Below are 13,161 nucleotides of genomic sequence, written 5' to 3'. Positions count from 1 at the left end.
ATCAGTCTGAATTCATTTTTCTTTTAGCTGTACCCAGATGCTTTGAGCGCGCCCTTCAGCCAAAAAGGGGAAATTGGCGACGGCATCGGGTCGATCCTGTTGCAGGTAATATCCCGGCCAAAGCATTGAATATGCGCCAGATTGCAGCAAAGCGTGCAACATGTACTGCTCGCCCCAACCCGGACAGTCATAAAAGAACCGCTTGGGGTATTCGTAGGGCAGAAAAACATCGTGCACATGGATCACCACTCCGGGCTTCAGTGTCGGAATGATGCGGCAGAACAAGTGCGCGACGTCGTTGCTCATCCGAACAACATGGCTGGAGTCGATGAACAGAATGTCGCCGGCTTCCAGCTCTGAAAACAGCGCCGGGTCGGCGTCCTCCAGCCGTTTTTGTTCGAACCGATCAACAACTTGGGCGATGTCAGCGCGGGGATACGGATCAATTGCCGTAATTGTGGTGTCAAACCCGCCATCAATGACTGCCTGCCGGGTTACTCTGGTCGAGTTTCCGCATCCAACCTCAATCACCCGCCGGGGTTGAAAGCGTCGGATCATCAGATACAAGGCATCCGCGTCGGGGCTGTCGTAATAGCCGTTTCCAGCACGATAGCCGGTCTGATTGCGCTCAGGATCCTTCAGCGCGTCCAGCGCATGCTTATGCGCGGCGTATTCACTGACCAGTTGCGAAATATCAAACCCATCCATTCCCGGCGACAAAGCATAGACGGGGCGCGTCAGACCTCCGGCAGCCTCAAAAGCTTCCAGGCGTGTGCGCTCATCCTGTTCAGCGACCTTGTCGACCAGTTTCACACCCAGCTCATCCAGGGCGGCGTTGATCTGCGGGAATTTTCTGGGTTTCAAGTCGCTGGCTCCGTGGTCTATGCTGCGTTATTCCATACCTTTGCTAGTCGTTCCTCTGCAAGGACAAGCCGGGCAAACCCTTGGCAAAAAGAAAATTTCCGTATTCACTGATCAAAATAACTACCGCGAGGGCCGCCATGCAGCAGGAATTCACGATCGGGATCGAAGAAGAATACCTTCTTGTAGATCGCGACAGCCTCCAATTGTCCGAAGCTCCCGAAGCGCTGATGGAAGCCTGTCAGAATGATTTCGAAGGACAGGTCAGCCCCGAATTCCTGCAATGTCAGATAGAAGTCGGCACCCGCCCGCATGCAACCGTTGCTTCGGCGCGCGAGGACCTGAAACGCCTGCGCTCCTGTGTATCGGAACGGGCTGCCGATTATAACCTGTCACCAATAGCCGTGTCGTGCCACCCTTTTGCGAACTGGAAGGATCAGCATCACACCCGAAAGGAACGCTATGATGCGCTGCAACACGCGCTTGGGGGCGTGGCCCGCAGGATGTTGATCTGCGGCATGCATGTTCATGTCGGGGTCGAAGACCAAGCCTTGCGTTCTGATCTGATGCCACAATTGTCTTACTTCCTGCCGCATCTTCTGGCGTTGTCAACGTCCTCGCCTTTCTGGAACGGCGAAGATACGGGCCTGTCGTCGTACCGTCTGACCGTCTTTGACAATCTGCCACGTACCGGTCTGCCACCGGTCTTTGCAAGCTGGGGCGAATATGAACGCACCACGGGTATTTTGATTGAACTTGGGGTCATCGAAGATACCACTAAGATCTGGTGGGACCTGCGCCCCTCGCATCGCTTTCCAACGCTTGAAACGCGGATTATGGATGTCCAACCAAGGTTGGAACACACGCTTTCACTGGCCGCCCTTGTTCAGGCGTTGACCAGAATGTTGTGCCGCTTGAAAGATCGCAACTTGCGCTGGCGGCAATACGATCGCTTTCTGATAGGTGAAAACCGCTGGCGCGCGCAGCGATATGGTGTGGGCGAAGGATTGATCGATTTCGGCGATCGCTCGATCAAACCCATGTCCGACCTGATCGGTGATCTGATGGGATTGCTGGCCGAAGATGCCGAGGCACTGGGCACAATGTCGGAACTGGCCCGCCTGCGGCAGATCGCCGAAAACGGCACCTCGGCCACACGCCAGCGCCGCGTTCATGCCGAGGCTTCCGCGCGCGGGGAAGATCCCGGCAAGGCCGTCGTGCGCCACCTGATCGAAGAGTTCCACGCGGATCTTTAGACACTGGCGACAACAGTCCCCTGCCCAGAGCCATTGTTGAGCCTGCAAAATTTCTGTAAGAATTCAGAAATAAACAACCGTTCAATTCATTGCCGATGGGAGGGAGCGCCATGGATTTCGCACTCAGCGAGGAACAAACAGCAATTTTCGACATGGCACATGCCTTTGGGCAGGAACATATCGCCCCTTTTGCCCGGCAATGGGAGGCTGATGGAACGATCCCCAAAACCTTATGGCCCCAAATCGGAGAGCTTGGCTTCGGTGCCCTTTACGTGTCCGAGGCCAGCGGTGGGTCAAACCTGACCCGTCTGGATGCAACTCTGGTTTTTGAGGCCCTATCGATGGCCTGCCCGTCGGTCGCGGCGTTCCTGTCGATCCATAATATGTGCGCCAAGATGCTCGACAACTTTGCCGACGATGACCTCAAGGCGCGCATCATGCCCGATGTTCTAAGCTTGAAAACTGTGTTGAGTTATTGCTTGACCGAGCCCGGTTCTGGATCGGATGCGGCAGCGCTGAAAACACGCGCCGAACGGACCAACGAAGGCTATACGCTGAACGGAACAAAGGCCTTCATTTCAGGCGGCGGATATTCCGACGCTTACGTCTGTATGGTGCGTACTGGCCAGGACGGGCCCAAAGGGATTTCGACCGTTTACGTTGAAGACGGCACGCCCGGCCTCAGCTTTGGCGCGCTCGAGCAGAAGATGGGCTGGAAAAGCCAACCCACCGCGCAAGTTCAGTTCGACGATTGCAAGATACCGGCCGGAAACCTTGTGGGCGCGGAAGGTGACGGATTCAAATACGCGATGATGGGGTTGGATGGCGGGCGGCTTAACATCTCGGCCTGCTCGCTTGGCGCCGCTCAGGCCGGGCTGGATATGACGCTGCAATACATGTCCGAACGAAAGGCTTTTGGCCAGTCCATCGACCAGTTTCAGGCCCTTCAATTCCGTCTGGCGGATATGGAGATCGAATTGCAGGCCGCGCGTACGTTCCTTCGGCAGGCAGCCTGGAAGCTGGATCAGGGCGCGCCGGATGCCACGAAGTTCTGCGCCATGGCCAAGAAGTTCGTTACCGAGACTGGATCGAAAGTTGTGGACCAGTGCCTGCAATTGCATGGCGGTTATGGCTATCTTGCGGATTACGGCATCGAAAAGCTTGTGCGTGATCTTCGTGTGCACCAGATATTGGAAGGCACGAACGAGATCATGCGTGTGATTGTATCACGCCAATTGCTTGCCAATCACTGAGGCACCCATGTCAGATATCGATATCCGCACAACAGGCCGTGCCGGGCGTATCACCCTGACCCGTCCTCATGCGCTGAACGCGATGACCTATGACATGTGCATGGCTATCGACACAGCGCTGCGCAACTGGCGCGAGGACGATGAGATTGACTTGATCATCCTGGACGCCGAGGGGGAAAAAGCCTTCTGCGCGGGTGGTGATATTGCTGAACTTTATGAAACCGGCACCAAGGGTGATTTTTCTTACGGTCAGAAATTCTGGCGTGACGAATACCGTCTGAATGCCCTGATCTTCGAATATCCAAAACCGGTCATCAGCTTTCTTCAGGGGTTCGCGATGGGCGGCGGTGTTGGCATCGGATGCCATGGCAGCCATCGCGTTGTGGGAGAAAGCGCAAAGATTGCCATGCCAGAATGCTCCATCGGACTGGTGCCGGATGTCGGCGGCTCGTTGATGCTGGCCCTTGCACCTGGACGCGCGGGTGAGTTTCTGGGAACAACGGGCTATCGGATGAGGCCTGCGGATGCGATCTATGCAGGGTTTGCCGACCTTTTCATCCCGCAATCACAATGGTCCGATCTGATCGAGTTGCTCGAAGCCTCTGGAAACGCTGAGCTGTTGGCTGACCACGCCGATACACCGACTGATGGTGAATTGGCGAACTTGCAGGCGCAAATCGATCAGCATTTTTCCGGTGAAACCCTTGGCGACGTTCTAAACAGTCTGCGCAGCGACGACAGTGAGTTTTCGGCGAAAACTCTGGGCATGCTAAGGAAAAACGCGCCGCTTTCCGTGGCTTGCACAATCGAGATTCTTCATCGCCTGCGCTCCCCTTCTCTGACCATACGCCGAGCTCTGGAGATGGAGTATCGTTTCACCCACCGCGCGATGGAGCATGGCGATTTTCTGGAAGGCATCCGCGCGCAGATCATCGACAAGGATCGCAATCCGAACTGGCAGTTTCCTGACATGAACGTCCCTCTGGTGGCCGTGTCGAAAATGCTGCAGCCACTGGGTGCGGACGCCCTGACTTTCGAAGAGGATTAAGAGATGCAAATCGGTTTCATCGGACTGGGAAACATGGGCGCGCCAATGGCGGCCAATCTTGCAAAAGCCGGTCATCAGGTTATTGGCTTTGACACAGCAGGCGTGACGGTTGAAGGGGTAACTCAGGCCGCAACCGCTTCGGAAGCTGTTGCAACGGCCGATGCTGTCATCACGATGCTGCCAAACGGTGCGATTCTGAGGGCCGTTGCCGATCAGATCATTCCCACAATGGCACTAGGTGCTGTGCTGATCGATTGCTCGACAGTTGATGTGGAAAGCGCTCGTGCAGTTGCCGATAAGGCCATCAACGCCGGACTGTTGTCCGTAGACGCGCCGGTTTCAGGCGGCATCGGTGGTGCTGCGGCTGGCACGCTGACCTTTATGGCTGGCGGATCAGAAGCCGCGTTTGCCAAGGCATCCCCTCTGTTCGACATCATGGGGCAGAAAGCTGTTCACTGTGGTGAGGCCGGTTCCGGTCAGGCTGCCAAGATCTGCAATAACATGATCCTTGGTGTCACCATGATTGCAACCTGTGAAGCCTTCGCATTGGCCGACAAGCTGGGTCTGGACCGGCAAAAGATGTTTGACGTGGTAAGTACGTCGTCCGGATACAGCTGGACGATGAACGCCTATTGCCCTGCCCCCGGTGTCGGCCCGCAAAGCCCTGCGGACAATGGGTACGCCCCCGGATTCGCGGCCGAACTGATGCTGAAGGACCTGCGCCTCAGCCAGCAGGCGGCAGAGAGTGCAGATGCAGATACACCGATGGGTCAGGTGGCCACCGCGCTTTATGAGCAATTTGTCGAGAACGAAGATGGCAAGGGACGCGATTTCAGTGCCATGCTGCCACGGTTCGAAAAGCGCGGGCGTGACTAAGACAACTGGCGGCATCTTGCCCAACGATTTGACAGATGTTGGGCAAGCGACCATCTAGGCAGTCATGAACAAAAGGCCCCGGCTGGCCAAATCGCAAAGGAAGGCGACATGACGAGATTTTTGGTGACGACGGCAACTCTGGCGGCTTTGGCCCTTTCCCCGGTTGCCGCGGTTGCAAAAAACAAGGCCGGGCATTGCCCTCCTGGTCTGGCCAAGAAATCCGTTCCCTGTGTGCCGCCGGGTCAGGCAAAGAAAATCTATCGCGATGGTGACTTCATTACCAACGATTACCGCTGGATCAATGACCCCTATCGCTATGGGTTGAACCGAAACTATTCATATGTCCGTGCAGGTGACTACGTGTACCGGGTCGACCCCGAGACACGCAAAGTATTGAACCTGATTGGCGCGATCGCAGATATCCTGAACTGAGGCCGCGTCTGGGCACTTATTCTGCCGCGACGCGCGCGCCTTTCAGCATCGGCTTCAGGTATCGCCCGGTGTGGCTGCGTTCAACGTCGGCTATGTCTTCCGGTGTTCCGGTGGCGACGATTTCGCCACCGCCATCACCACCTTCAGGCCCAATGTCGATGATATGATCCGCAGTTTTAACCACGTCCAGATTATGTTCAATCACCACGACCGTATTGCCTTGATCGACAAGTTCGTGCAGCACTTCCAACAGCTTGCGCACATCTTCGAAATGCAGACCTGTTGTCGGTTCGTCGAGAATATAGAGCGTACGTCCGGTTGAACGCTTCGACAGCTCTTTGGACAGCTTTACCCGCTGCGCCTCGCCACCTGACAACGTCGTGGCTTGTTGACCCACCTTGATATAGCCAAGACCTACACGCGCAAGGGCGTCCATCTTGTCCCGGATTGAGGGCACGGCCTTGAAGAACTCCTGCGCATCTTCCACTGTCATATCAAGCACATCCGCGATGGATTTGCCCTTGAACTTGATCTCAAGCGTCTCGCGGTTATACCGCGCCCCCTTGCAAGTTTCGCAAGTCACGTAGACGTCAGGCAGAAAGTGCATCTCGATCTTGATGACACCGTCACCCTGACATGCCTCACACCGCCCGCCTTTGACGTTAAAGCTGAAGCGACCGGGTTTGTACCCGCGTGCCTTAGCCTCAGGCAGGCCGGCAAACCAATCTCGGATCGGGGTGAAGGCCCCGGTGTAAGTCGCCGGGTTTGAACGCGGCGTTCGCCCAATGGGGCGCTGGTCGATGTCGATGACCTTATCGAGGTGTTCCAGCCCCTTGATGGTTTCACAAGGTGCTGGTGTCTGTCGCGCCCCGTTCAGCCGCATTGACGCGGTTTTGAACAATGTCTCGATCGTGAGGGTGGATTTACCCCCGCCCGACACACCAGTGACACAAACGAATTTGCCCAAGGGGATTTCGGCTGTGACATTCTTCAAGTTGTTGCCCGTGGCCTTGACCACCGTGACTTTCTGCTTTTTGCCTTTACGGCGCTGCACCGGAACCGCGATTTCCCGCGTTCCCGCAAGGTACTGCCCAGTAATAGAGGCCGCATCTGCCGCGATTTCCGCAGGCGTTCCGTGACTGACCACCTGCCCGCCATGTACGCCTGCCCCCGGACCGATGTCGAAAACATAGTCAGCTTCGCGGATGGCTTCCTCGTCATGTTCAACAACGATCACCGTATTGCCCTGATCCCTCAGGTTCTTGAGCGTGCCTAAAAGCCGGTCATTGTCACGCTGATGCAGTCCGATCGAAGGCTCATCCAGCACATAGAGAACCCCGGTCAGCCCCGAGCCGATCTGACTGGCCAGACGAATACGCTGGCTTTCGCCACCCGACAGTGTTCCGCTTGAACGGGACAGCGTAAGGTATTCCAAACCAACGTTATTCAGGAAACCAAGTCGCTCGCGAATTTCCTTGAGGATGGCGCGGGCAATTTCGTTTTTCTGGGCGCTCAGGTGGTTGGGCGCATCTTCGATCCACGCCAGAGCCTCACGGATCGACATCTGAACCACCTGTCCCACGTGCAGCCCGGCGATCTTAACCGCCAGCGCTTCGGCCCGCAGCCTGTAGCCTTCGCAGGCGCCGCAGGGGCGATTGTTTTGATATCGTTCAAATTCCTCACGAATCCACGCGCTGTCAGTTTCGCGGTACCGCCGTTCCATATTCGGGATCACGCCTTCAAAACTGCGGGTCACTTGATAGACGCGCCCGCCTTCGTCGTACCGGAACAGAATTTCATCATCCCCGGACCCACGCAGAAAGACCTCCTGCACATTTTTAGGCAGGTCTTTCCAGGGCGTGTTCTTGTCAAACTCGTAATGGCGCGCGATGGCCTCGATGGTTTGCAGGAAATACGGAGATTTGCCCTTGCGCCATGGGGCCAAAGCACCATCGTAGAGTTTCAGCGTCTGGTCCGGCACCACCAAGCGTTCATCGAAAAACAACTCGACCCCAAGACCGTCACAATCCGGGCAGGCACCGAATGGCGCGTTGAACGAAAACAGGCGTGGTTCGATTTCGGGTATGGTGAAACCGCTGACCGGGCAGGCAAAATTCTCACTGAATGTGATGCGTTCCGGATCACCCTCGCGCGGGGCAGTTTCCAATATGGCAATCCCGTCCGCCAAGTCCAGAGCGGTGCGCAAGCTGTCGGCCAGGCGCGTTTCCATTCCTTCCCGTACAACCAGTCTATCAACAACCACATCGATATTGTGACGGAATTTCTTATCCAATACAGGCGGTTGATCAAGTTCGTAAAACTCTCCGTCCACCTTGACGCGCTGGAAACCCTGTTTGCGCAGCTCCAGGAATTCTTTTTTGTACTCACCTTTCCGGTCGCGCACGATGGGGGCCAGAAGATAGCCGCGTGTGCCGTCTTCCATTGCCATGATCCGGTCGACCATGTCCTGCACTTGCTGCGCCTCAATCGGCTGCCCGGTGGCTGGACTGTAGGGCGTTCCGGCGCGCGCAAACAACAGACGCAGATAGTCATAGATTTCGGTTACCGTGCCCACAGTTGAACGCGGATTCTTGGACGTCGTCTTTTGTTCAATCGAAATCGCCGGAGACAGGCCGCTGATATGGTCAACATCCGGCTTTTCCATCATATCCAGGAATTGCCGGGCATATGCCGAAAGGCTTTCGACATACCGGCGCTGGCCTTCGGCATAGATGGTATCAAACGCTAATGAGGACTTCCCCGAACCCGACAGTCCGGTGATGACCACCAACTGATCCCGAGGGATATCAACGTCTATACCTTTGAGGTTATGTTCGCGCGCGCCGCGCACCTCGATATTCTTCAGCTCAGCCATATGCGGCCCCCAACAAACAAGTGGTTAAGAGATAGGCGAGCCAGACCAAGACTCCAACAGAAAAGTTAGAACATTTAGTGAACAGTCGAAATTTCGCCGATTAGAACCTGCAATGATCAATGGATTGGAAAAAGGTGCCCGTAAAGGCGCAACCGTTGATCTGCTTGAGGATGAAAATGGCGCGGTTGACGGGGCTCGAACCCGCGACCCCCGGCGTGACAGGCCGGTACTCTAACCAACTGAGCTACAACCGCGCATCTATTTTCGTGGCCTTTTGCCTGGACCAAGGTTGGCAGCGGTGGCGCGGTTGACGGGGCTCGAACCCGCGACCCCCGGCGTGACAGGCCGGTACTCTAACCAACTGAGCTACAACCGCCCGCTGCATGTTCATTGCTGAACGTTTGGGTGTATTATGGCTACGCTCGGGCAGCGTCAAGCGGCGTTTTCAAGTTTTTTGTCAGATTCCAGAATTTTGTATACGGCGCGATTTTTTGCGGATGCCGCGGGTTCTATTTCCCTTGCAGCCAACCTTCGGGAAAGATATCACCCCGTCCCATGGGTGATTAGCTCAGTGGTAGAGCGCTTCGTTCACATCGAAGATGTCAGCGGTTCAAATCCGTTATCACCCACCATTTTTCAAAGCACACCGATGCCCAAAATGAAACGCTGGTTTCATGCAGCGTCTTGGCGCTGCATGGCGCGGTCTTCACTACATCCCTCAACAAAGACTTAATGCGCGGTCGCGGAAGGTCCGGTATTACCGGGCGACGCGGCCGCCGCTGCTGCGGCCTCTTCCGCGGCTTCGTCCCATTCGATCGGTTCCGGTTTACGCACCAAAGCATGTTCCAGAACTTCCGAGACATGTTTGACCGGGATGATCTTCAGCCCTTCTTTGACGTTGTCCGGGATATCCGCCAGATCCTTTTCATTCTCTTCCGGGATCAAAACGGTCTTTATCCCACCACGCAGCGCGGCCAGCAGTTTTTCTTTCAAACCACCAATCGGCATCGCATTCCCGCGCAGTGAGACTTCGCCGGTCATAGCAATGTCTTTCCGAACCGGAATACCGGTCAGAACCGAGACAATCGACGTGACCATGGCCAGACCAGCCGATGGGCCATCCTTGGGTGTCGCGCCATCCGGCACGTGAACGTGAATGTCGATCTTGTCAAACTGCGGCGGCTTTACCCCGATCTGAGGTGAAATCGAACGCACATAGGACGAAGCGGCGTCGATGGATTCCTTCATCACATCGCCCAGCTTACCGGTCGTCTTCATCCGCCCTTTGCCGGGCAGTTTCAACGCTTCGATATGCAACAGGTCGCCACCCACTGACGTCCAGGCGAGACCGGTGACAACACCAACCTGATCGTCCTGCTCGGCCAGGCCATAACGGAATTTCGGCACACCCAGAAAATCTTGCAGGTTTTCGGGTGTGACCTTAACGGTTTCCGCGTCCTTCTTAATGATCTTGGTCAGCGATTTGCGCGCAACCTTGGCGATTTCACGTTCAAGGTTCCGTACGCCCGCCTCACGGGTATAGGTGCGGATGATCTTCTGCAGCGCTTCGTCGGTCAGCTCGAACTCCTTGGCTTTCAAACCATGGTTCTTGACCTGTTTGCTGATCAGGTGCTGCTTGGCGATCTCACGCTTTTCGTCCTCGGTGTAACCGGCCAACGGGATGATCTCCATCCGGTCAAGCAGAGGCCCGGGCATGTTGTAGCTGTTCGACGTGGTCAGGAACATCACGTTGGACAGGTCATATTCAACCTCAAGATAATGGTCCATGAACGTGTTGTTCTGTTCGGGGTCCAGCACCTCAAGCATCGCTGATGCCGGGTCACCCCGGAAATCTTGCCCCATCTTGTCGATTTCATCCAACAAAATCAGCGGGTTCGTGGTTTTCGCCTTCTTCAACGCCTGGATGATCTTGCCGGGCATCGAGCCAATATAAGTCCGACGATGGCCCCGGATCTCGGATTCGTCGCGTACGCCACCCAGTGAGATGCGAATGAACTCGCGCCCGGTTGCCTTCGCAACCGACTTACCCAGCGATGTTTTTCCAACGCCCGGAGGGCCGACAAGGCACAGAATCGGCCCTTTCAGCTTTTTCGAACGTTGTTGAACCGCAAGGTATTCAACGATCCGTTCCTTGACCTTCTCAAGCCCATAATGGTCGGCGTCCAGAATCTCCTGCGCGCGGCCCAAATCCTTTTTGACACGGGATTTGGTGCCCCAAGGCAGAGCAAGAATCCAGTCCAGATAGTTGCGCACGACTGTGGCTTCGGCTGACATGGGCGACATGTTCTTGAGCTTCTTAAGCTCACCCTCGGCCTTTTCCCGCGCTTCTTTCGACAGCTTGGTCTCGGCGATTTTGGCTTCCAGTTCAGCAACTTCGTTGCTGCCGTCCTCACCATCGCCAAGTTCCTTCTGAATGGCCTTCATCTGCTCATTCAGATAGTATTCACGCTGCGTCTTCTCCATCTGGGATTTGACGCGGGTCTTGATCTTCTTCTCGACCTGCAGAACAGACATCTCGCCCTGCATCAGGCCATAGACCTTCTCAAGCCGCTCACTGACGCTAAGGGTTTCCAGAAGCTCCTGCTTTTGTTCGACTTCGATGCCCAGATGCCCCGACACAAGGTCGGCCAGCTTCGCAGGCTCGGTTGTATCGCCCACTGCGGTCAGTGCCTCTTCGGGGATGTTCTTGCGCACTTTGGCGTAACGCTCGAACTCGTCCGCGACAGTGCGCAACAGTGCTTCGGTCGTGGTGACGTCGCCGGGAATTTCGGTCAGGTATTCCGCGCGGGCTTCGAAGAACTCTTCGTTCTCCAGAAACTCGGTGATCTGAACGCGCGCCTGCCCTTCGACCAGCACTTTTACAGTGCCATCGGGCAGCTTCAGCAGTTGCAGCACATTTGCCAGAACGCCGGTGCGGTAGATGCCTTCTTCATCCGGGTCGTCAACGCCGGGATCGACCTGGCTGGACAACAGAATTTGCTTGTCATCCTGCATCACCTCTTCCAGCGCGCGGACCGATTTGTCACGGCCTACGAAAAGCGGCACGATCATATGTGGGAACACCACAATATCGCGCAGCGGCAGGACGGGGTAGGAGGAATTCAGAGGCTCTTGCATGCTCTATCCTTATCATTGGCAAGACGGCACTTGTCCCTCATCGAGGCAACATTTGACCGTCTCCTGTCTTGGACGATAAAGGTGGGGCCTAATCGCCCATTTTCAACCTTACCGCCATGTATCACCAATCAGAATGAACCGAGGTTTGGCGGACTGCAAGGCGTGCCGGGAACATATCCACCAAAATAGTAGAATACGCCCCGGTCTTGCGCGATCAGTCGCCAGAAAACAGCCCGGCTGTGCAGAACTGGCCGTTTTCGCCTTGGAGGCGGCAAAACATCACAGCGGTTCGATATCCCCCTGCGCGCGCTGCGCGTGGAAATCGGCTTGCCAGACTTCGAACGCACCCGCGGCAATCGCGTCGCGCATGCCGGCCATGATCTCCTGAAAATAATGCAGGTTATGCCATGTCAGCAACATGCCGGAAATCATCTCATTCGCGCGGAACACGTGGTGCAGGTAAGCGCGGGAATAATTCGAACAAGCCGGGCAAGTGCAGCGTTCGTCCAGCGGCCGCGGATCGTCTGCGTGACGGGCATTCTTGATGTTCACCACGCCGTGGCGGGTGAAAACCTGCCCTGTACGCCCAGACCGCGAGGGCAACACACAGTCCATCATGTCGATCCCGCGGGCAACAGCACCGACGATATCGTCGGGTTTGCCGACGCCCATCAGATAGCGCGGCTTGTCCGATGGCAGAAAATCGGGGGCATAATCGAGGCAAGAGAACATGGCCTCCTGCCCTTCGCCGACGGCCAGGCCACCAACCGCATAGCCTTCGAAACCAATAGATTTCAACGCCTTGGCGCTTTCTTCGCGCAGGTCTTTTTCCAGCCCACCTTGCATGATGCCAAACAGCGCATGCCCCGGACGATCGCCAAACGCATCGCGCGACCGTTCGGCCCAACGCATCGACAGGCGCATCGACTCGGCAATGCGGTCACGATCCGCTGGCAGTGCGGGGCATTCATCGAAACACATGACAATGTCCGAGCCCAACAGGCGCTGGATCTCCATCGACCGTTCCGGCGTCAATTCGTGCTTTGACCCGTCAATATGGGATTTGAAGGTCACGCCCTTTTCAGTCAGCTTGCGCAAACCGGCCAGCGACATGACCTGAAATCCGCCGGAATCTGTCAGGATAGGCCGATCCCAGTTCATGAATTTGTGCAGTCCACCCAGTCGATCAATACGCTCAGCGGTCGGGCGCAGCATCAAGTGATAGGTGTTCCCCAGCAGGATGTCTGCCCCCGTCGCGCGAACGCTTTCCGGCATCATCGCCTTGACCGTTGCCGCAGTGCCAACCGGCATAAAGGCAGGCGTTCGCACGTCGCCGCGCGGTGTGCTGATCACACCGGTTCGGGCTTTGCCGTCTGTGGCTTTTAGATCAAAAGAAAACTGTTGGGTCATGTCATCGCCTCG

At 56.2% G+C, this 13,161-nt stretch carries 9 protein-coding genes and 3 tRNA genes; 6 read left to right on the top strand and 6 right to left on the bottom strand.

Annotated elements, in window-relative coordinates:
• Positions 1 to 12: 12 nt before the first annotated feature.
• A complete protein-coding gene (locus AC2FLO_RS11160) occupies positions 13 to 864 on the bottom strand; it encodes a class I SAM-dependent methyltransferase (RefSeq protein ID WP_496751942.1) in 852 nt (283 codons plus the stop codon).
• A gap of 137 nt (positions 865 to 1,001) precedes the next feature.
• Here AC2FLO_RS11160 and AC2FLO_RS11155 point away from each other — a divergent pair, with 137 nt between their 5' ends.
• The 5 genes from AC2FLO_RS11155 (at position 1,002) to AC2FLO_RS11135 (ending at position 5,726) form a co-directional block, all read left to right on the top strand.
• A complete protein-coding gene (locus tag AC2FLO_RS11155) occupies positions 1,002 to 2,117 on the top strand; it encodes a carboxylate-amine ligase (protein ID WP_267363447.1) in 1,116 nt (371 codons plus the stop codon).
• 110 nt (positions 2,118 to 2,227) lie between these two features.
• Entirely contained in the window at positions 2,228 to 3,370 is a 1,143-nt protein-coding gene (locus AC2FLO_RS11150) for an acyl-CoA dehydrogenase family protein (RefSeq protein ID WP_496751945.1), read from the top strand.
• Between the two features lie 7 nt (positions 3,371 to 3,377).
• A complete protein-coding gene (locus AC2FLO_RS11145; protein WP_496751946.1) occupies positions 3,378 to 4,418 on the top strand; it encodes a 3-hydroxyisobutyryl-CoA hydrolase in 1,041 nt (346 codons plus the stop codon).
• A gap of 3 nt (positions 4,419 to 4,421) precedes the next feature.
• Entirely contained in the window at positions 4,422 to 5,294 is an 873-nt protein-coding gene (gene mmsB / locus AC2FLO_RS11140; RefSeq protein WP_496751947.1) for a 3-hydroxyisobutyrate dehydrogenase, read from the top strand.
• 108 nt (positions 5,295 to 5,402) lie between these two features.
• The gene (locus AC2FLO_RS11135) at positions 5,403 to 5,726 is read left to right on the top strand and encodes a hypothetical protein (RefSeq protein WP_209504052.1); all 324 of its coding nucleotides are present in this window, start codon (positions 5,403 to 5,405) and stop codon (positions 5,724 to 5,726) included.
• Positions 5,727 to 5,742: 16 nt separating this feature from the next.
• Here AC2FLO_RS11135 and uvrA read toward each other — a convergent pair whose 3' ends face one another.
• From uvrA to AC2FLO_RS11120, 3 genes are all read right to left on the bottom strand, one after another.
• On the bottom strand, positions 5,743 to 8,601 hold the full coding sequence (uvrA, locus tag AC2FLO_RS11130; RefSeq protein ID WP_496751948.1) for an excinuclease ABC subunit UvrA: 2,859 nt from the start codon (positions 8,599 to 8,601) through the stop codon (positions 5,743 to 5,745).
• 177 nt (positions 8,602 to 8,778) lie between these two features.
• A tRNA-Asp gene (locus AC2FLO_RS11125) sits at positions 8,779 to 8,855 on the bottom strand.
• Positions 8,856 to 8,900: 45 nt separating this feature from the next.
• Positions 8,901 to 8,977 (bottom strand) — tRNA-Asp (locus AC2FLO_RS11120).
• A gap of 181 nt (positions 8,978 to 9,158) precedes the next feature.
• Here AC2FLO_RS11120 and AC2FLO_RS11115 point away from each other — a divergent pair.
• Positions 9,159 to 9,233 (top strand) — tRNA-Val (locus tag AC2FLO_RS11115).
• A 97-nt stretch (positions 9,234 to 9,330) separates the two neighbouring features.
• On the opposite strand, the gene lon is transcribed toward AC2FLO_RS11115, so the two are convergent.
• Both lon and tgt read right to left on the bottom strand, forming a co-directional pair.
• Positions 9,331 to 11,739, bottom strand: a complete 2,409-nt coding sequence (gene lon, locus AC2FLO_RS11110) for an endopeptidase La (protein WP_480485761.1) — start codon at positions 11,737 to 11,739, stop codon at positions 9,331 to 9,333.
• Positions 11,740 to 12,018: 279 nt separating this feature from the next.
• Positions 12,019 to 13,149 carry a tRNA guanosine(34) transglycosylase Tgt gene (tgt, locus tag AC2FLO_RS11105; protein ID WP_496752794.1) on the bottom strand — a complete coding sequence of 377 codons (1,131 nt, stop codon included), beginning with the start codon at positions 13,147 to 13,149 and terminating at the stop codon, positions 12,019 to 12,021.
• Between the last annotated feature and the right edge of the window lie 12 nt (positions 13,150 to 13,161).

This window comes from Ruegeria sp. TASC047, assembly GCF_059612445.1.
This window is presented reverse-complemented; position numbering and strand designations above follow the sequence as displayed.

Coding starts and splice junctions, on each gene's coding strand:
- AC2FLO_RS11145 (WP_496751946.1), top strand. CDS start 3,378: ATGTCAGATATCGATATCCGCACAACAGGCCGTGCCGGGCGTATCACC.
- mmsB (WP_496751947.1), top strand. CDS start 4,422: ATGCAAATCGGTTTCATCGGACTGGGAAACATGGGCGCGCCAATGGCG.
- tgt (WP_496752794.1), bottom strand. CDS start 13,149: ATGACCCAACAGTTTTCTTTTGATCTAAAAGCCACAGACGGCAAAGCC.
- AC2FLO_RS11135 (WP_209504052.1), top strand. CDS start 5,403: ATGACGAGATTTTTGGTGACGACGGCAACTCTGGCGGCTTTGGCCCTT.
- AC2FLO_RS11155 (WP_267363447.1), top strand. CDS start 1,002: ATGCAGCAGGAATTCACGATCGGGATCGAAGAAGAATACCTTCTTGTA.
- AC2FLO_RS11150 (WP_496751945.1), top strand. CDS start 2,228: ATGGATTTCGCACTCAGCGAGGAACAAACAGCAATTTTCGACATGGCA.
- lon (WP_480485761.1), bottom strand. CDS start 11,739: ATGCAAGAGCCTCTGAATTCCTCCTACCCCGTCCTGCCGCTGCGCGAT.
- uvrA (WP_496751948.1), bottom strand. CDS start 8,601: ATGGCTGAGCTGAAGAATATCGAGGTGCGCGGCGCGCGCGAACATAAC.